At 41.1% G+C, this 20,339-nt stretch carries 13 protein-coding genes; 8 read left to right on the top strand and 5 right to left on the bottom strand.

Features of this window, described 5'->3' with window-relative positions:
- Positions 1 to 50 precede the first annotated feature (50 nt).
- The gene (locus BVC89_RS15155; RefSeq protein WP_086932002.1) at positions 51 to 257 is read right to left on the bottom strand and encodes a helix-turn-helix domain-containing protein; all 207 of its coding nucleotides are present in this window, start codon (positions 255 to 257) and stop codon (positions 51 to 53) included.
- Positions 258 to 510: 253 nt separating this feature from the next.
- Here BVC89_RS15155 and BVC89_RS15150 point away from each other — a divergent pair, with 253 nt between their 5' ends.
- From BVC89_RS15150 to BVC89_RS15130, 5 genes are all read left to right on the top strand, one after another.
- Positions 511 to 822, top strand: coding sequence for a hypothetical protein (locus BVC89_RS15150; RefSeq protein WP_158657967.1), 312 nt, complete (start codon positions 511 to 513; stop codon positions 820 to 822).
- Positions 823 to 844: 22 nt separating this feature from the next.
- Complete coding sequence (locus tag BVC89_RS15145) at positions 845 to 3,121, top strand: hypothetical protein (RefSeq protein ID WP_086932000.1); 2,277 nt, start codon at positions 845 to 847, stop codon at positions 3,119 to 3,121.
- A gap of 476 nt (positions 3,122 to 3,597) precedes the next feature.
- Complete coding sequence (locus BVC89_RS15140) at positions 3,598 to 7,482, top strand: hypothetical protein (protein WP_086931999.1); 3,885 nt, start codon at positions 3,598 to 3,600, stop codon at positions 7,480 to 7,482.
- 577 nt (positions 7,483 to 8,059) lie between these two features.
- Positions 8,060 to 9,616: a sigma 54-interacting transcriptional regulator gene (locus BVC89_RS15135; protein ID WP_086931998.1), complete on the top strand. Its 1,557-nt coding sequence runs from the start codon at positions 8,060 to 8,062 to the stop codon at positions 9,614 to 9,616.
- Positions 9,617 to 9,636: 20 nt separating this feature from the next.
- Entirely contained in the window at positions 9,637 to 12,177 is a 2,541-nt protein-coding gene (locus tag BVC89_RS15130; protein ID WP_086931997.1) for a serine/threonine-protein kinase, read from the top strand.
- An 83-nt stretch (positions 12,178 to 12,260) separates the two neighbouring features.
- On the opposite strand, the gene BVC89_RS15125 is transcribed toward BVC89_RS15130, so the two are convergent.
- The 4 genes from BVC89_RS15125 to BVC89_RS15110 form a co-directional block, all read right to left on the bottom strand.
- The gene (locus BVC89_RS15125) at positions 12,261 to 12,836 is read right to left on the bottom strand and encodes a hypothetical protein (RefSeq protein ID WP_086931996.1); all 576 of its coding nucleotides are present in this window, start codon (positions 12,834 to 12,836) and stop codon (positions 12,261 to 12,263) included.
- Between the two features lie 23 nt (positions 12,837 to 12,859).
- Complete coding sequence (locus BVC89_RS15120; protein ID WP_086931995.1) at positions 12,860 to 13,549, bottom strand: hypothetical protein; 690 nt, start codon at positions 13,547 to 13,549, stop codon at positions 12,860 to 12,862.
- A gap of 47 nt (positions 13,550 to 13,596) precedes the next feature.
- Positions 13,597 to 14,079: a hypothetical protein gene (locus BVC89_RS15115; protein ID WP_086931994.1), complete on the bottom strand. Its 483-nt coding sequence runs from the start codon at positions 14,077 to 14,079 to the stop codon at positions 13,597 to 13,599.
- A gap of 745 nt (positions 14,080 to 14,824) precedes the next feature.
- On the bottom strand, positions 14,825 to 18,109 hold the full coding sequence (locus BVC89_RS15110; RefSeq protein ID WP_086931993.1) for a WD40/YVTN/BNR-like repeat-containing protein: 3,285 nt from the start codon (positions 18,107 to 18,109) through the stop codon (positions 14,825 to 14,827).
- 375 nt (positions 18,110 to 18,484) lie between these two features.
- Between BVC89_RS15110 and BVC89_RS15105 the strand changes: the two genes are divergently transcribed.
- The 3 genes from BVC89_RS15105 to BVC89_RS15095 are packed head-to-tail and all read left to right on the top strand — an operon-like array spanning position 18,485 to position 20,188.
- The gene (locus BVC89_RS15105) at positions 18,485 to 18,955 is read left to right on the top strand and encodes an arsenate reductase ArsC (RefSeq protein WP_086931992.1); all 471 of its coding nucleotides are present in this window, start codon (positions 18,485 to 18,487) and stop codon (positions 18,953 to 18,955) included.
- A gap of 51 nt (positions 18,956 to 19,006) precedes the next feature.
- Positions 19,007 to 19,192 carry a hypothetical protein gene (locus tag BVC89_RS15100; protein WP_086931991.1) on the top strand — a complete coding sequence of 62 codons (186 nt, stop codon included), beginning with the start codon at positions 19,007 to 19,009 and terminating at the stop codon, positions 19,190 to 19,192.
- A gap of 36 nt (positions 19,193 to 19,228) precedes the next feature.
- Complete coding sequence (locus BVC89_RS15095) at positions 19,229 to 20,188, top strand: site-specific integrase (protein ID WP_103654271.1); 960 nt, start codon at positions 19,229 to 19,231, stop codon at positions 20,186 to 20,188.
- The last annotated feature ends 151 nt before the right edge of the window (positions 20,189 to 20,339 follow it).

The following is a 20,339-nucleotide window of genomic DNA, read 5'->3' as shown; positions in this document are numbered from 1 at the left end:
TTAAGCTTCTTAATTAAGGAAGTCCGCAGAAAAGTCATTCGTGAAACCCGCTAATGCTTTATGCTGTTTTGTTGCTCCGCAGAGTAGCCAGCCTTAACCCAATTATCGACATCTTCTTTTTTAAACTTCCACAACCTACCCATTCGATGAGCTGACATAAGCTGTTTGTCAATCCATTTGTACACGGTGTCACTGCTAACACCAAGGTGCTCACAAATTTCGGAGATGGATAGCCAACGATCACTCATATTGGTCATTTATTGCACCCTCATTGCAATGGTTTTGCGCATATTAGGTAATTATTTCACAAGATTTACTAGGGTTTCAGCCTTTTCTGGATATTAGCTAACGAAATGACATACCTGTGGTCGATTTAAGCTGATACGATCCGATTAAAGATGATTTTAGTGTCATGCCGATGATTTTGATGAGTGAGACTTATATGGCTTGGACAATGTAGATTTATTAGATTTCGCGCGTGGGTATGGCGTGAGCAACACAGGGATCAATGTGATTGAAAAGGTTTGGAGCTCTGAGCCCACTCGCCGAGTGAAGGCAAGCAACCGTGGGAAGAATCGCGCTGTACGCTACCCCAGTAAGAAAATGGGGGTTGTTATTCAAGCGGAAAGCTTTTCTCTAGAGTTTTCTGGCATTCAGTTGAAAGAGTTCGATGCGGATGTTTTCCGCTATTACTATCAACTGCCATCATTGGACCTTTATAAAAGTGGCAATAGCAGTAATCTCCCCGCTTTTCTCCTATGTTTCTCCGAATTTAGCTCTAAGCAAGTCTATAGACTACTCAGCTATAGCACGTCCATATAAAGATAAAGACAGGAGACTTTAAGTGCCAAAAGAGATTAGTACAGGTCGAAAAGAACATATTAAGCTTTTAATAGAAGAGCAAACTTATTCACCCGAATGGCAAGATGGTTTTCTTAGTACGTTTAAGAAGAATAATTACAATACCCAAGAAATCGTCGAACTGTTTGAGAAAAATAAGCCAGCGGATATAGACGATATTGATACCAATTTGGTACAGCTACAAAAAGAAGTAGAGGTGGTCGAAGGTGAGCTGAAAAAAATTAAAGGCCTCTTAGACAAGAAAAAAATTACGAATTTTAACTTTTCGGAAGAAATTGCCCCGCTTTTCGATCATCTTACCCTGCGCGAAAAGCCTTACAATATTCTCAATTTATGTAAAACCAATGAGTTACGCTTTAACATCATCAAGCTAATAAAGAAGGATGAAAAATTTGCGGCTGATAATGAACTGGAAGAGTTTAATTATGGCGCATTAAAAAAAGGGCCATATGAAAAGATAGATTTTCTTGAAAAGAAAATAGCGACATTCAAATTATTTATTAAAACCTATGGTCAATTAGGTAATGCTAACGCACAGAATAGTGATGGAAGCGGACAACACCTCCCACAAGTTAATGAAGATAAAGATAACCAAGCCAAAAATAGTGAAGATAAAAGAACCGCCTTTAAAGAAATACAAAAACTTAGAAATGAAATTATTAACCTACTTCCTCCCATTCAGAAGAAAGTTCGAAAACTCATCACTGAAACGCTATCGGAACAATGGGGAACTACAGAAGACGAGACTGCGACTGCCCCAAAAAAACAAACCAGATACAAAAAAGTCAGGAAATCCGACAGGAAAAACAAGGTTACCACTAAAGTAGAAACTACCCACCTACTATGTAAAACTCAGAATGTTATCAATAATATTTACAACGAATACTATGGTTTAGTGGACTCCCTGATAAATAAATCTGATACTCAATTCTCCAATATCCGTACCTTTGGTAACATTATTTTTGATGTATATTTACAAAGCGCTGAAGGGACAAGTAGCAGCGAAGAAGATATTACGCCGGAAGCCCTAGATGCCCTAGCTAAAGAGTTCAAAGAGAGCATCATCGAAAATAAACATGAGCTGAACAAACTTAAAAAAGAGATTATACAAAAAGAGGAATCTACCACGAAATCTAATGCTCACATGAAAGGGGAAAATATACGTCCAATCCTAGAAGGTCTGCAACACTTTTTAGAGAGGTTGTGGGTACAGATTCAGTCCATTAATGATTACTACGGCGTAGATTTCGTTGTCCAAGAAACTCAAAAAGAGAGAAATAGTAAGAAAGGGGGAAACAGTAAACCTCACTTTGATGAATTTACACAAGGTAATGGGCCTTTCTGGCAAATCTATAAAAAGAAATTACAAACCTTGGCCAACAGTATTAGCACTGATGTCAGCAGCACTATAAATCAGCTCCAACCTCATTGGCAACGATCGGCTATTGCCGAGGTAAATATACAAGCAAGAAACTTTACTGACGTCGTTGGTAGTTATATGCACATCCTATTGCGCACGCCCAGGTTAATTATTGAAACAAAGAAGGCTAAATTTGAACTGGTGCGTATTGTAAATCGTATTGAACTGGGGCTTGAACATGAAATGGACACCTCTATTCAGAAAACACAAGCCGTTTTTTCTCTTATTAAAGGTATTGCGAATACCGCCGGTGAAGCTGCGAATTTAGCCGCAGCGGCAAGTGGTGTAATGGTCACTGGTGGTATGAGCCATGGGTCAGCGAGCGGATTTACCAAAACTGAAACAAGTGCCAGCGGCGACATTAGCACAACGCAATCCAAAACCTATCCCGGTAGCACTCAATCTTATGTTCCTTTAGGTCGTATCGATATGAAAACAGATGGTATTCTGCAAGGCGTAGAGAACCTCTGTACTCTAGGCGCCCGACAGGCGCTAAAAGAAATACAGATTATTATTAAGCAAACTCATAGTTCACTGGAAAACGATTTGGCCATTTTAGAAGAAATGCAACAATGTGCGCAAAACGCACAAAAAGCAATTCTTGGCAAAGAAGAACGCTGGTTGCCTCAAATTGATATTGTTCGGTTCGAAACTGAGGGGGATAGATATTTGGATTTTCTGGCAGGATTATGGGCGGCCAATGGTATTCTCAATGATCATGACAGTTCTTCAACACCCGGTAAGTTAGAGCGAGAAAATTTGCGCGCCAAAACCAATGAGTATAATGCAATAACGAAGCTAGCCAAAGAGAACAAACTACAGCTAACTGTCAGCCAATAAATAGTTAGGGCCTGTTGACACTAATTAAATTACACCTGTCGTCCCTAAAACACGCCAGTTTAGGCGCGAGAAGCGCGGTTTGGTGAACCAAATAAGCGACGAGCAACGACAAATGGCGTGTTTTAGGGACGACCCAAAGGGCTGGGCGTATTTTTTCCATATTCTGCGTTGCTGCTCGTTCATTTGGAATAACCAAATAACACTCGCAGCGCCTAAAATATGAAAAAAATACACTCCAGCAGGTGGGATTCTATTAGTGTCAACAGGCCCTAGTTTAACCTAAGAAGAAAAGGCTCCATCCTAACGGCATAGAGAAAACCTTCCCTTAGCTTTTCTCTGCGACAAGAAGTATCTAGGAGCGAGCCAAAACTTTTTTGATTTTAACGCTGTTTTTTCTTAGCTTGGCCGCTATGATCTAGAGAACCAATATCGTTGCATAGTGCTAAAAAAAACATGTCTCTAGGGAGAGTATACCTATGTCGAATCAAAGTATTAAAACTATCGATACGGAAGTAAAGCAACAGACATCTCAACAACCCATTGACGTTCCACTAAAAAATATCACCACGATGAAGGTCGTCGACACCGAAAATTCGACGACACAAAACGGTCAGGCCATTCAAGCCAATACCAATATTTTTGGTAAACCGAATATGCGTCTTGAAGGGGCGCTTTTAGATAATGGCGAGAAGATTCTCAGTATTCCTTTTGCAAAAGATAACTTTACACTTGATCAGCTTTTTACTGACTTTTCCATACCCAATATCGATCTGTTTGTTTTCTCCGATGTTGATATTCATATTGAAACTAATCCACAGGCCGAAAAACCGACTACCATTAATTTTTCTGGAAAACTCGATATCAACCAAGCGCCACTAACATCTATCGCGCCTCTGCTTAATATAAATGAGGCGCCGTTGATGACGGCGACAATAGAATCGGGTGACACCGACCTCTCGGATAAGGTAAACCCCCAAGCCGTTACACTGAGCACCGAGACCACACTTGAAGTAGCGGTTATCCCCAATGTTTTCTTAACCAAAGGCGCTTTTGAAATCCAAGTTGAAAAAGCTGATAAGGACCAATGGCAGATACTGCCGAGTGCGAAAGGCATACTCGAAATAAACCAACTGGGTGAAAGTGCTGGTGAGCTAGAAGCGAATATAGAGTATAAAGACAAGCAGCTCGAACTCAGCGCCAGCTCTGTCGAGATTAACAATGCATTTGATATTCAAGGCTTAACCTTAAGTGATTTGGCAGTAGACGCCACAATCGGCACTAGCAAAGTATTGAACATTAGCGCCCTCCTCGCCACCGATCAGCAAAATTACAAGCTCAGCGGCACTATTGCGGATGATCGTGCCGGTGTTTACGCCAGCATCTCTTCATTCTCCATGGATGATATAGACGCAATCTTTTCTGCATTAACAAAAGAAAATATTTCACTTCCCAACTTCGCTTTCGAATTAAAAAATGTTGTACTCGGATTTGCTACCGCAGATGGTGTATACGGTACAGAGCACTTATCTGAAGGTGCCATAATCCAAGCCGAGATTGCCATCTTTGACTACAACTGCACGGCAAAAACACATATCAGTAAGAATGGTCTTGAATTTATCGGTAGCCTTGGAAGCCTATCAGTGGGACCTGTTGATATTCACCAAGCCAAGCTAGAATTAAACCTCTATAGCCAAACTTCAGGTCGCGATAGCAGCTTTGCTATTGTCGGTGAAGCTGAAATAGAGGGTATCGAGCTTGAATGTAAACTGGTTTTCCAGGAAAACAATGGTAAGTGGGAACAGATTCTGTACGCGGGTCTAAACGCTGATGCATTTTCAATGTCGACGGTGTTTCCTCCGGCAAAAAACAGTTTCATTGACACCTTTAGCTTTAGCAAAATTGCATTTATTTATTCTTCATTCGAGGGTAACAGCCAAGACAGTGACTTCAGCTTTAATGTAAAGCAAGGTTTACAGCTTTTGGGTACCATGAATCAAATACCTGCACTCTCTGATCTCACCGGCAAAGACGACCTCGCGCTCGAACTGGGTGCTTATTTCGGCACAGAAAAAGAAATTACGATTTCACTTCCTGACACTCGCTTAGATCTCGGCAGCTCAGTGACCACATCGCCTTTTAGTATAGGTATTGCGTTCGCTCCACAACCTTCCCTGGATTTAGTATTCGTCTTAGACGTCGATGTTCCTAAACAAAATGATCCATTGCACTTTGATCTAAGCCTTTCCGTTGGCGCTATTCAGGCAAGTGGCGCGGGCACAATGAAAAATTATTGGGAAAACCCATTTGGCTTAAACGGTTTAAAAGTGGGGCCTAACCTGGCGCTAGAAGTAGGTATTATTTATCAACAATTTCTCGCCACCGGTACCCCCTCCTCCTTTGGATTTGTAGGAGGCCTTGTATTAGGTAATGTTGTTGCCCAGATGGCCATGAAGATCTCTGCGATTCCAAGCGAACAGATCTTAATGGGTAAATTAGAACAACTTTCGCCAGAAAACTTAATTGCTTTTGTCAATCAGGCGGCGAAAGCAAATATCCCAACCGATGCCCTGCCGGACATTATTGATATACGTGATTTAGAGCTTTATATTGCCCCGGCAGGTGGCAGCATTGGCACCGTCACCTTTGAACAAGGTTTTAGCTTTGATGCGGATTTAGTTCTTTTTGGCAAAGAAATTTCTCTGCACGCAAGACTCGGCGACGACGGTATTTCTGCAGATGGTAGCATTGATCGAATCGCCATTGGCCCTCTTACTATTCAAGGCAAGGATGGTGATGATGCTGAATTTGATTTTGACTTAACCACGTCAAAACAAGGCTTTTTAATTGACGGAGAACTGGATTTTCTCGGCACGGGCGTAGGTATATATGTTGATATCTCAAACCAAGGCATAGAGTTCAACTTCGAACAATCCTTCTTAGGCTTACTGACTTATTCTGTTGAAGGAAAAAGCAGTGGCAATCTGGATAAGCCTGAAACATTAGATTTTGCACTTGCTGCCGAGTTCGACAATGATCTCACTGCCTATTTGAAAAATGATTTATCGAAGAAAATCAATCAAGCTGCTGACGCCGTGAATGAAAGTATTGAGCATGCACAAGAGAAGGTTGATGAAGCTGAAAAACAATATAAGAAGGAATTCGACAAAGCCAATAAAAAACTGCAAGAGGCCAAGAAAAAAGCCGACGCACTTAGTGAACAATTGAATGCCGAACTCGCTTCTGAAAAACGCAAGTATAAACAAGACATCAAAGCCGCAAAAGCTGAAATTGAACGGGCTGAAAAGACATACAACAACGCCTTAAAAGACGCACAGGACACGGTAAACCAAGCGCAAGCAAAGTACAATAAAGCGATGAAGGATGCTCAAGCGGCTGTAGATAAAGCCCAACGCACCTACAATAATGGAGTAAAAGCTGCACAAGATAAAGTCAATACAGCCGAGCGCGATTACAACAACTCGATTAAATCTGCTAAGCGAAGTTTTGATTCTGCCATTCGCAAGGTCAACAGCTTGAACAGCAGCATTAACAGCGCCAAGAAAAAACTAAAAAAAGAAAAGAAAAAAACCTTCCCCAATCCATTAAAGCTAACCAAATATGCCGCCGAAATTGCCGGGCTAGAAACTGCAAAAGCAACGGCGAATACGGCATTAAAAGCGGCTAAAGCTACCATGAGTGGCACCACAAAAGGCGCCCAGTACGTTGCCTTCGAAACAGCAAAGGGCACATTAAAAGCCGCCAAAGAAGGCGCTAACTATGTTGCCTTTAATAATGCAAAAAAAGCGCTGGAAGCCACAAGAAAAGGCGTACAGTACACCGCCTTCGAAACCGCAAAAGGCGCCTTAACAGCAGTTCGTAAAGGGGCTGAATTTACCGCTTGGAAAGCAGCTGAAGAAGGTCTAAACGCCGCTGAAATCGCAGGCCAAGCGGCAATAAGTGCAGCGCAAGATGCGGTCAATAATATTGGCAAAACAGGCATTTACATCGCATTCAAAACTGCGCAAGCAGCCCTCGAAGCCGTTAAACACGGCACTTCTGCTGTCGCATTTGAAAGTGCCAAAGCTGCATTGGAAGGTGCAAAACAAAGTGCCGGAGCAACACTCGACCTAGCCGAGTATGTCGCCAAACACTCTGGCGATATTATTGACCTACGATACGTACGCTTGTCTGGTCATTTAAAAGGTATTTTAAAAGGCGACTTTTTTACAGCCAAAATAGACCTGAGTGTTTTTGGAAAAGAGTATAAAACCACTATAGATTTCGATGTTCAGGATGTGGATGGTTTTATTGAGGCGCTGTTTAAAGATACTTTGAAGTTTTTTAATAAAACCTTCGCGTAAATAAAGAATACAATATAGTAGCTAAGATAAAATAGTCTTGAGTTGATGTAACAGCTACCCGTTTTTAGCAAGGAAGCTGTTACATCAAGCCTAGTTCACAACTATCGCGAAAGACACTCAGGTAGATAGGTATGAGCAATATCACTACGCTCTATAGCCCCTTACTGATGGGGCAGAAATAAAGAATACACATCAACACCAGACACGCTGTGAATACCTCCTTGTACGCTCTACTTCGGCTTACCGTCAAGCGGCACCTAGGCCCTGCCTCAGAAGGTCTGGTGCTGTATTGTTCCAGAGCGATAAGATCTGGAATACTTGAGCTGTAGTGGCTTAAACTTTTCCTGCTAGACTTTTTCCATTGATATGTGTCTCTATTAGAATCCTGCATTTACCCTAAAGTATAAACCGCTGGCTTCAATACCAATTTCTTTTATAGGAAAAGCGACTATATAAGTGCCATACATCAAACTATCTAGCTTCCCATGAATTCATGGCTCATATACCATGTATAAGTCTATCCATAATTAGCGTACATCTTCGTTCCTTTGCACTTAAATCCTATTAGGCCAGTTAAATGACTGTTAAGAATGAGACAACTCTCGCTATACAGGTGTCCCCTCAAGAAAATTTACCGAGGGATCACGGCTACTTTTTAAGCATCGTATTTCACCCAGAATTTGGACGTATTGGCGAGCGTGCGAATATCTCATCGCAACTGCAATCCCACGGCCTTTGCTTGAATCGAAATGAACCCTTATTTTTTAATCCCAAAGCACCCAATATAGGAAATCCACTTTTAGACCCGCACATATCGCGTACACCTTTACATATAAAATTTGGCACCTTAAACGACATTGCTATCGTAAGTCAGGATAAACATGAGTTAGTCATAAACGGTGCGAAAACCAGGGAAGCAAAGATAAAAATAGCAGATTTAAAGGGCGGAATAGTTATCGAAATTGCTCGACGCATTGTTCTGCTGTTACATAGGGATGTGGAAGTTAAAACTTCTCCAGATAGTATGAATATAATAGGAGCAAGTGCTGCTATCGAAGAAGTTCGTAATACGATTAAAAAAATATCCGGCGTTGATATACCCGTGCTTATTCGAGGTGAATCAGGAACAGGCAAGGAGCTAGTCGCTAAAGCCATACACACGTTAAGCTCCCGAAAAAATGCTAACTTCATTAGCGTGAACATGGCAGCTCTACCAGAATCTCTCGCTAGTTCGACTTTATTTGGCTCCAAGAAAGGCGCCTTTACTGGAGCGCAACAGGAGCAAAAGGGTTATTTTCGCCAGGCAGATAAAGGCACCTTATTCCTTGATGAAATAGGAGACACCCCTATTTCCATTCAGACTCTCCTGTTGCGAACATTAGAAAACAATGAAATCCAACCCGTTGGCGCCTCCCAGCCCGAATATGTTAATACTCGAATTATCAGCGCAACCGATGCAAATCTTGAAGATAAGTTACAAGACGCAACATTTCGTACGCCTCTATTACAACGCTTAGCGAGTTACGAAATATACTTAAGTCCGTTGAGAGAACGTCGTGAAGATATAGGCCCAATTGCTGCACATTTCTTAAAACAGTTTATTTTAGAATTTAATGATGAAATTGATATTGAGAATATAGCCTCCGAGCATTGGAAAACACTCTTTTCACGCTTATGTCGCTACGATTGGCCAGGGAATATTAGACAGTTAAAACATATCTTACAACAGATTGTTCTATATAACCGAGGTGAAAATTACTTTCGCCTGCCAGAACATATAGATAATCTATTACCGCAAGAAACATTATGTAAAAACACCTCGAATAAACATCCAACTCTCGACAAAAAACAAAAACCTAAAGATATCAGTGACAGGGATCTAGAACTCGCTTTACAGGATAACCTCTGGGATCTAAAGGCTACGGCTGATGCTCTTAACCTATCTCGTAGCTCACTTTACAATCGACTTGACCAGCACCCCAACTTGAAGCGCGCGAAAGATATATCAAATGAAGATATTGCTACAGCATATAAAGAATCGAATGGAGACTTATATACTATGTCGCAAACCTTAAAAATATCAGTACATGCTCTTCGTCGCCGTGTTTCTGAATTATCGTTAACGATTAAATAGTAAAATAAGACAGGCATTTAATGGACAAAGGCAGCTACCTTCAGCATTATAGAATTGAAAAGCCACTTGGTTCAGGGGGCATGGGTACCGTCTATCTGGCAACCGACACTAAACTAGAACGACTGGTTGCTATCAAAACACTGAATGAAGAAAAACAATCGTCTCACTATCAGGAAAGACTGCGACAGGAATCTAAAATACTCGCTCAACTTAACCACCCAAACATCGTACAAATATACGATTTTATCGAACATGAAAACAAAGTTATGTTGGTAATGGAATATATTGACGGCGAAACGCTAGAGCAATGGTGCAAGCGAGATATTAGGGATACAACACGTGTACTTCCACTTGTTATCGAAATTGCAAAGGGCCTCCAAGCTGCGCATCAACATGGAATAATTCATCGGGACTTAAAACTTGATAATATTATAATTACCCCATCAGGGAATATTAAAATTGCGGATTTTGGAATAGCCAAGGCTATTAGCAGTGATAATTCGCTTAAAACTCAGGACGGACTTGTTCTCGGTAGCTACTGTTCTATGTCACCAGAGCAAATCTACGGACAAAAACTAGATGGCAAAAATGATTTATTCTCTCTTGGACTCATTACATTTTATCTGCTTTGTGGTCATCACGCTTTCAGTGACGCAAAGGATAGCGAATCTTATATTCAAGGAGTCCTCAATAATTCGCCAAGATTGCATCTATTAGATAAAGAGATACCACAAGAATTAATCAGCCTAATTTATAATTTATTAAAAAAGCAGCCAGACCTCCGTCCAGAATCGGCGCTCGCTGTCGAAAAAGAGCTGCTAAACATATCACAGCGCCAAGAATCGAAAATTCCAAACGCAAACACAACGATATATACCAATAAATTGATCTTCGAAAAGAAGCATGGATTTATCGAAAAAATTAACGAAAACCTATTTAATAGAAAAACGGGGATAATTACACTCTCACTATGTTTAGTGGTATTTGGCTTATTCAAATTACTTGACTTAGGTGTCAAACCTAAACAGTTGTCTTATATAGCGACTTTTCCACCCGAAAATCTGGGCGCGTTTGAAGAAGATAATGCTCTTCTTTCTCGAACAGTCCACCAAGCTATAATGACAGGAATTATGAGCCTTGAAGATACTGCACTGATCAATATCGACGAACTTAACAGCTATTCGGGAACTAGCCTTCATAAAGCAAGGGCTTCAGGAGCAAATAAACTGGTAACATCTACACTCCGATGTAGCGATAGCTTATGTGAATTAGAAATAATCTTAACAAGAATTAAAGACTCTTCGGTTATTCGTCATGTAAGCAGCACGGTTAAAATAGATGAATATACTTCATTACATCACTCAATCGTCGGAAAAACACAAAACCTTTTAAACAATTTTAAAATCCGAAAGAACGTGGTTAACCTTAGAATTTCAGAAAAAGGATACTTTCGATATCTATCGGCGATAGCAGATACAAGAGAAAACACAAAAGATAATTTGTTTATCGATGAATTACTCGATATCCAAAGCCAATGGCCTGAATACATTCCAATATATTACACACTAACCAGCCATTACTTAGATAGATATTGGGACTCTCACGACGGTGAATACCTTAAAAAAGCTCATATTTTATTAGAGAATGCCTTAAGACGTTTACCTGACAATCCTGATATCCTATACAACTTGGCTCTTGTATTACTAAAAGAAAAAAAGTACGAACAAATTCCGATTCTGGTTTCACATTTAAGAAGATCAGAATTAAATGAGCCTTTAATCACACGCTTGGAAGCTGAATATTGGCAAAAAACAGGCAATTATGAGCAGGCTCTAGCGGTTCTTAACCAGTCGCTCGCCCTAAGAAAGTCAACCAAAACTCTATATAGAAAGGCGCTTATTTTATGGATACTAGGAAAAACCGATGCTTCTGAAGCCATCCTCCAAGATATCTTAAACAAGAATACTGATTATCTGCCCGCCATGGGTCTAATTGCAGATATAGCCTTAATCAAGGGAGATGCTAAAAACGCAATAGACAGATACAAAGCCCTTCTCAAACACCAAAATACCAGTTTAAATAATGGCAATCTCGGCTTAGCTTACCTATTAAATCAAAATTTTCTACAAGCAGAAAAGCAATTCTTAATCGCTCACTCGGCCGAACCTGAGCGAACTACATGGTTATTAAACTTGGCGGATAGTCAATTACTCCAAGCTAAGCAAACGGAGGCAACAGCCAACTATAAAAGTGTTATTAAATCGCTTTCCAAAAAAACAGCAGAAAGCCATGAATACTACTCTTTAAAGTCACAGGCTCTTGCACGCCTAGGACAATTTGAAAATGCCGTCATCGCCCTTAAAAAAGGCATGGCGCTTGGTGCAGATAGCCTAGAGATACTATATGCAGCCTCGATTGTTTATTCACTTAGTGGCGACGACGTATCTGCAGGGCTTCACACCAAACTCGCGCTTGAAAAAGGCCTATCTCCCGGCTGGCTTGAACTACCCTGGCCAAGTGATAACAATATTATCGGTAACATAAGTAGCGAGAAGCGTTAACTTCTGTCCACTACTTAATGTTATATTTTTAATATCAGTTTTTTACAATTATTCTTAGATTCAACTTTCTATGTACACCTTATCTATGTACACCTTACCGTAAAAGAAGGGTCCTTGGAAATAAAACCCTTATAAATGGGCTTGTCGGATGATGCATCACTAGCTTTTGATTTATAAGCTACAAACGAAAACGATACATATTCTGAGTTTTTATGAGAAAATACCATTTTTAAACTTAAACCGTTATCGCAAACCTCCACAGGAGGCATATCTCCCTCACGGTGAATAATGTATATTCCTGGACAGTCTTCTGATGTAACTTTGTCAGTCATACTTTCTGGTGTTCGTATTTGGTATTTTTCTAAGTCAATTTTACACATATCGTCATCACCATATGACGACCATTTACTTTTATTATTACTCTTTTTCTGTAAATCGGTTTTGGGATCCATAAACACCCAATCGCTTTTATCTAGATTAACAACTACTGTTACATCCTGCCCACCTTTTGCAAAATCCACCTCAATTCCACAGATGACAACTGAATCATCTTCAGCTTTAAGCATCCAGTCTTCAGGCGTATCGTTTGGTGACGGTTTAAGTATAAAATTTTGTGTTAACTTTTTGTCCGGATCTGCCTTTATTAATCTAATATACATGGTTAATTTTCCTATGGTAACAGTTAATACAAATCGTTCATTTTATGAGGGTAGTCATACCCTTCTCTCATAAAGAAACCTACTACAGAAACCTCACCATTTTCACTAACATCATACTCAGAATAGGATTTTGAACCCCAACCCATTTTATGATTTATAGTTTCCATGGCTGCGGTAAATTGTCCTTCAGAATTAAGTTTGTAATCAATCTTGCATAGTGAACTTAGACATTCAAGTGAGTGGAGTGTCATCCCTTCGGTGCTATCCATTGCAATAGAAACTGCCTCCATCAAAGACGTTTCAGCAGTATAAGCCCATGATTCATCCACCACCTCATCTATATAAACGCTATCAAATACATCCATTACAGAGTGTGACAAATCAGCAGTGCGGCTATCCTCTGTTTTCTCATCATTACGAACACTCTCCGCTTTTTTACTATTGTTATCAATACTGGTATTAGTTGAGTTTTTACTCTGGCTTTCTAATTGCTCTGCAATAACACTTTCCATCTTTTTTATAAGGTTTTTATTTTGAGATATTTGATGGGCTAACTCTCTAAGTGGTTTGTCATCAAAAACATGTGGAGCGCTTTCGCCCATATGCTCATGCTCTTTTACCGTCGGTGCAAAAGCATATAAAAATACAAAATAAGCGACAACGCCAGATATTAATATATTTACTACTAAAGTAAGGATTAAGTACTGTTTCATATTAACTCCTGATAACGGGGGAGCTGAGCTCCCCCATAATCTCTGCACTAGTCGTTTTCGGTTATCTTATAAGCGCCTAACCAAGATTTTCCATTATCTGTTTTTGTTGGCAAGTCGCAACGAAAATAATAGTGTGAATTATCCCTTGAACTCATACTTCCATAGTCCAACCTTTGCCAATCACTATTAATGCCAGATGTTTTTTTCGTATCGGCCCAAGACCCCATTCCAGTAGTTCCAATCTTGTTGTAGCGTGAATGTAAAGTACAACTTACATCCTGAGTAGCGCTAAGATCCTTTACCTCTACCCAGGCACTTTTAATGCCATGAGCGCTATGGTCATTGATTCCCAGACATTTAACCTGAAGTAAGTCATTTCTAGAGTTATTAAAAATATTACCCCTATCAATTGTTGCGCTTCCTAAAACACTGACGCAAGAAGCTGAGTTATACACCTTGCCATCAGACGCCAGCGCGTTTACAGATACAAACATTCCTAAAGCAAGAGATAAAAATGCAATTTTTTTCATATGATTTTCTCCTAATTAAAAAAATTGAATGAAAAACAAGTTTTTAATGGATTCAATTCACACGTTTTTATGTACTCAAGACAAAATTTTTTACGTGCTCAAAACGCACGTTGCAAATGAAGTACCAAGTATAAAATGAACGTTAATAGCTTAAATTCATCTTTTTTTTCATATTCAATGGCACATAAATCTTAATATTGCACAAATTTCTCGATCTAAATTCTGATTAAAACGGCGTTTGACATGTCAGCCTCTCTTTTTGACATGTCAAAGATATGCGGAAGTTGAAATCTAGCCTACAAGAAGAAAGTGAAATGGAAAAACAATTTTATCTAGTCGACTTGACTAACATGAGGAATAAGTGCTGACCATGAAAAAGCGACTCACCTCCAGCCAAGACACGGAATTTGCTAAGCCGATCCATACCCTAAAATTTTTAATTAAATTGTATTTACCCACACTGACGCTGGAATTCCTTGTTACTGATCGATGTGACTAACAGGTTTGGGAAACCATAGGTATTTGGTTGAGGTATCGAGACATTTGAAAAAATAATTGTAAACGAATAATTGGAAAATATTTGAGGCGTAGATGAATTAACCAATAGAAATAAATCTATCTTGCGCAAAGTCATCTATTTTTCTTATAAAAAAATAAATACTTTTAGTGTATTACAATGTGTAATTATATAAAGAAGCCTGTAAACAGGCTTCTTCAGAAAGCATCCAAAGTGAGGGATGCAAAATCAATCTGCAATCACAGGCGCACCCAAAGTCCATGGGCCACCAGCGTCAATCACAGCTTGTTGTAAGCTAGGCAGGCTTTTTCCTTGTAGTGCTTTCATACGCTTAGCGACAGAGTCCAAATCTTTATTGGCAAAGTCGAGCTGCTCAATGTGTTGAGCCGTTGGACCGTAGGTCGACCAGGAGGCTGACATGGCGTACCAGAGACGGCTGGCGATATTCGCAGGTTTAATTCCCATCTTGTCGCGAGACTCGAGGCCATTTAATTGGAATTTAATGGCGTTAATCTCGCGTTGGATGTTTGCATATTGCTCTTCTAGATCTTTAATATCACCGGGAGTAAGATCTATCGCAGAACGTAAACCTTCCATTGATTTATCCATTCCCTCAAGCAAGGCATTAGTCGAGGAAACGCGTCTTTCGGCCGCTAGAATCTTTTTACTAAAATCGAGTACCGCATCAGCGGATGAAGCTTCAAGTGTTGGCTTGTAAATAGGTTTTAATTCAAATTCTACCGCATCCGCCAGTTGCGTCACCTTACTGCCAACACGCTTATACAAAGTAGCTTTGTAGGTGCCAGGCATGGCCATTACGTTAAGCTCTTGAAACGGATTTTCCTCTTCTTCTTTTCCTGTAATAGCTGTGGATTTAGCGTAAGTCATATCCCAGGTGACACGGTGCAAGCCTTTTTTTACTTCTCCGGCAACACGATTCACAAACGCGCCAGCAGCGTCCCTCACTTCAACATACACCGCAGGCTCGGGCTCTTGGTTTTCTCTTTCGATGGCTTCCCAACTCGGGTATTTTGGATATCTTTTATCTTTTACCATCTGCTTTTCAGCTTTCTGACGCTTTTCTTTTGCTGTTTTCAAACCTTCTTTTAAAAAGTACGTTAAGGTGGCGCCATGTTCGGGATTTTGCGCGATATAGCGATCATCGCCATCAGAATCCGTGTGATTTGTATCGAGCATAAACCACTTCACTGGACGGCTGGGAGCAAATAACAAGGCGTCCTCTTGTTGCATGGTTGTTTCGCTCAGTTGACGCAGTGGGCTATAGTCATCAAGAATATAAATACCGCGCCCGAAGGTTCCTACCACCAAGTCATTTTCACGGCGCTGAATAACCACGTCTCGCGTTGAAATCGTGGGAATACCGCCATCGAGTTCAAGCCATTTTTTACCGCCATCCACAGTAAAGAACACGCCAAACTCTGTACCAATAAAGAGTAACTCTTTATTGACGTGGTCTTGTACAATACGCCAAACCAAATGTTTTTCAGGTAAGTCAGCAGCTAAGGATGTCCAACTTCCACCCAAGTTGGTGGACTTGATTAGGTAAGGTTTGAAGTCACCGTATTTGTGATTATCCAAAGCTACATATACAGTATTGGGATCAAATAAATCCGCTCGGATATCATTCACATAGGCAGTTGCAGGAACACCGCGCACATTTTTCAGATCAATTTTTTTCCATTTCTTACCACCGTCAGTGGTTACTTGAATATGTCCATCATCCGTGCCCACCCAGAGGATATTTTCATTCACCGGGCTTTCGGCGAAATTGGCAATTGTGTGATACTCAGACATAGCATAAATATCCCAGCCTGCTTCTACAGACCACGTGCGTCCCATCATAGGGATATGCATGCGATTACCGTTTTTAGTCAAATCTCCAGAAATGGGTGTCCAGCTATCACCGCGATTGTCCGATCGCCAAACCCGTTGAGAAGCAAAATAGAGACGTTTAGGATCGTGCGCCGAAACATTAATAGGAGCATCCCAATTATATCGCTCCGCCGGTTCACCTGGACGCGGCTGCGGCTTGATATAAACATTCTCTCCAGTAACACGGTCATGGCGATTTAAGTTACCTTGTTGCCACTGGGAATACATAATATTTGGATTGCCCGGCTCAATCGCTGGCTGGTGACCATCACCACCGAGGGTTAAAAACCAATCTTTGTTCTTAATCCCCTCTTCTTTATCTGTGCGCGAAGGTCCGCCTTGAGTTGAATTATCTTGGGTGCCTCCGTACACAGTGTAAAAAGGTTCGCTGTCATCAGCGGCAACTTTATAAAACTGCGTCAGAGGTAGGTTGGCCATAAAACGCCAGTTTTCCATGCGGTCGTAAGACATGTACAAACCGCCATCTGAGCCCATTAAGACAAAATCCGGGTCTGCAGGATGAAATGCCATCGCGTGGTCATCCACGTGTTTACGTTCGGTGCTGATGGGTGTCCAGGTCTTACCACCATCGTTTGAAACTTTACTGTAGTTACTGGCAATATAAACACGGTCGAATTGGTGCTGATCGGCATAAATTTCTTGATAGTAATGAGGGCCAGTGCCGCCGCCCACTTCGTCAGACATTTTAGTCCAGCTCGCCCCACGATTTGCCGAGCGATAAACGCCGCCTTTGCGATTATCAATCTCAATTGCCGCATAAAGTACATCTGGATTCATCGGCGAAATCGCCAAACCAATTTTGCCCATATTCCCTTCTGGTAAGCCTTCTTCTAACTCCGTCCATGTCTCACCACCGTCATCAGAGGTATGAATACCGGACCCAGGTCCTGTCCCCACATAAGCGGCAACCGTTCTTTGACGTGACCAAGTGGCAGCGTAAAGCTTATCGGGGTTGCGTGGATCAATCGCTAATGAGGTAACTCCAGTCCATTCATCCTCCGGCGTTAACACGAGCTTCCAGCTTTCGCCACCATCGGTAGTTTTGTACAAACCGCGTTCACCACCACCGCTCCACAGCGGACCTTGAACGGAAACCCATACGGTATCTGAATCTTCAGGGTGAATCACAATATCTGAAATACGCTCGGAATTTTCCAAGCCCATATTTTTCCACGTTTTCCCTCCATCTAGGGATTTATAGACGCCATCGCCGAAGCTGATATGCCGCCCCCCGTGATTTTCACCAGTGCCCACCCAAATAATATTGGAATTGCTAGGGTCAATTGTCACATCGCCAGTAGAGTACACCGCTTCTTTATCGAAAATGGGTGTCCAAGTCGTACCTGCGTTTACTGTTTTCCAAATACCGCCAGAGCCGACGGCGACATACCAAGTAGACGGCTTATTTTGATCAACCGCAATATCGGCGATACGACCAGACATATAGGCCGGGCCAATACTGCGAAGGCTCATCGCCTCAAAAGTTTTGCTACTAAAAATAGGTTTATCTTCGGAGTCTTCTGAGTCCTTTTGCGCGAAACTTGTCGCACTAGAAATTATGAGGGATACAGCGAAAGCTGCTTTAGTTATGATATTCATATATTCGCCAATTTAAGTCATTAAGATTGTTTTTCAGGCCGAACATGCAAGCAAACCTATTCGTCAGCACAGCAAAGGCCTAACCACCTTGTTGTTTTGGCATCAATAGATTTGATCACTCACATTACCCAACGAATAGATCCTACTAAGGCTCAATATAAAGAAGTCTGATGTTCGACGATTCTTTCTCGGTGCCCACACGCAACATTTAAGTAGTACAAGCACTTGACATTAGCGACTAGATTTCTGCCTAATTAAACCTTCATTACACCATGTATAAATGATGATCGAGCCTGTTCAGTTTTTTAAATACCTGTCTGACAATACCCGGCTGCACGCCACTATGCTTATTTATTTAGAAGAAGAACTTAGCTAATGAAAGTACTTTATATCTGCACTCATAATCGCTGCCGCAGTATTCTCAGTGAAGCCATTACCAATCATATGGCCAATGGTAAGCTTAATGCCGCCAGTGCTGGCAGCCAGCCAGCCGGCGAAGTGCATCCACTGACCTTGAAATACTTGCAAGAAAAAAATATTGCCACTGCAAATCTTGTTAGTCAGTCTTGGGACCAATACCAAACAATACAGCCCGATATTGTCATGACGGTATGCAATAGTGCTGCCGGTGAAACTTGCCCCGTATGGTTTGGCAATACCATAAAAGTACATTGGCCCCTACCCGATCCATCTAAGGTTGTGGGCAATGAGAAAGTTATCAGAGATAGCTTTTTTGCTGTTATGGAAACCATCGAGCAAAGGGTTCAGGCTTTATTGGCTTTAGAACTGAATAAGTTGTCAAAGCAAGAGTGCCATCAGGCATTACATAACCTTATCGGAGGCTAACATTTATGGGCTTATTTGAACGTTTCCTTATGTATATGGAGGGTTGTGTAAATGGGTGTGTGGGTAGGCTTGAGGATCGTCACAGGCGTTTTGCTTGGCAATAGTGTGCCTGGCATAGTTCATTCATCCGCTAGTTTAGATGCTGCATATGTTAACATTCTAGTGATGTTATTCTTAGTGGCTTTTGCTAATGGCACGCAAGGCTGGTGTAATACAGCATACAACCTTCGGGATTAAATACAATAAAAGTACAGACATTGCTGGGAAATAATATTGAGCAATATTGATAAATATATTCAAGCTGCCACGCGTGAAAATACACGCAAAAGCTACCGCTCTGCAATTGAACATTACGAATCCGTATGGGGGGGTTACCTTCCGGCAACGGCTGACAATATTGCCCATTACATTGCCGATTATGCACCTACACTTGCAGTAAGTACCCTTAAGCAGCGCTTGGCAGCCATTGCAACGTGGCATATTGACCAAGGTTTTCCCGACCCCACCAAGGCACCTCACGTTAAGAAAGTTCTCAAGGGCATTGCCCAGTTGCATCCTTATAGTCAAAAGCGTGCCAAACCTCTTCAATTGGAGCAGTTAAAAACCATTATCCGTTTTATTGAAAATACTCTGCTCAGCTGCGATGACAAGGAATCAAAAAATAGTAGCGCCCAAAAACTCCGTTTACTGCGAGATAGAGCACTTATTCTCATCGGGTTCTGGCGTGCCTTTCGCAGTGATGAATTGACCCGCATTAAGATTGAAAATATTCAGATATTTCCCAGCAAAGGTATGGAGATTTTTATTCCTAGAAGTAAAACAGATAGAAGTGCTCAAGGAAAGTTTTATAAGGCCCCGGCTTTGCGCCAACTTTGCCCGTTATCAGCTTATCAAGAATGGGTGGATGTTGCCCAATTAGGTTCCGGGCCCCTCTTCCCAGCAATAAATCAATGGGGGCATATTGGTGAGAGAGCCCTGCACCCTGCCAGTATTATTAGTATCATCAAAAAATATTGTGAGCAGGCTGATATTGCGGACGCGCAGTCATTTAGTAGCCACTCATTGCGCCGGGGGTTTGCTAGTTGGGCCAATGCCAATCAATGGGATACTAAAACACTAATGGAATATGTTGGCTGGAAAGATGTACAATCCGCCATGCGCTATATAGAAATTGATGATGCGTTCTCTCAACATAAAATAGAAAAAGCACTAGGCACTATTGGCTCAGACTAGAGCCTTTTGCCACTAACTAAAGCAGAGCACATTATTTATCACTTTGTCCTTTCACTCATATTAAAATCTGATACCGTACCTTATTGTTGTGATTGTTTGTTGTTACTGCAGTGAGACAATCATTGCTTATTTTTGATTTTTAGCTCATGTA

Source organism: Agarilytica rhodophyticola, assembly GCF_002157225.2.
GTDB lineage: Bacteria > Pseudomonadota > Gammaproteobacteria > Pseudomonadales > Cellvibrionaceae > Agarilytica > Agarilytica rhodophyticola.
The sequence above is the reverse complement of the archived record's forward strand: the minus strand, read 5'-3'. Positions and strand labels throughout refer to the sequence as shown.

Coding starts and splice junctions, on each gene's coding strand:
- BVC89_RS15100 (WP_086931991.1), top strand. CDS start 19,007: ATGGGTGTGTGGGTAGGCTTGAGGATCGTCACAGGCGTTTTGCTTGGC.
- BVC89_RS15135 (WP_086931998.1), top strand. CDS start 8,060: ATGACTGTTAAGAATGAGACAACTCTCGCTATACAGGTGTCCCCTCAA.
- BVC89_RS15125 (WP_086931996.1), bottom strand. CDS start 12,836: ATGTATATTAGATTAATAAAGGCAGATCCGGACAAAAAGTTAACACAA.
- BVC89_RS15130 (WP_086931997.1), top strand. CDS start 9,637: ATGGACAAAGGCAGCTACCTTCAGCATTATAGAATTGAAAAGCCACTT.
- BVC89_RS15155 (WP_086932002.1), bottom strand. CDS start 257: ATGACCAATATGAGTGATCGTTGGCTATCCATCTCCGAAATTTGTGAG.
- BVC89_RS15105 (WP_086931992.1), top strand. CDS start 18,485: ATGAAAGTACTTTATATCTGCACTCATAATCGCTGCCGCAGTATTCTC.
- BVC89_RS15115 (WP_086931994.1), bottom strand. CDS start 14,079: ATGAAAAAAATTGCATTTTTATCTCTTGCTTTAGGAATGTTTGTATCT.
- BVC89_RS15140 (WP_086931999.1), top strand. CDS start 3,598: ATGTCGAATCAAAGTATTAAAACTATCGATACGGAAGTAAAGCAACAG.
- BVC89_RS15110 (WP_086931993.1), bottom strand. CDS start 18,109: ATGAATATCATAACTAAAGCAGCTTTCGCTGTATCCCTCATAATTTCT.
- BVC89_RS15120 (WP_086931995.1), bottom strand. CDS start 13,549: ATGAAACAGTACTTAATCCTTACTTTAGTAGTAAATATATTAATATCT.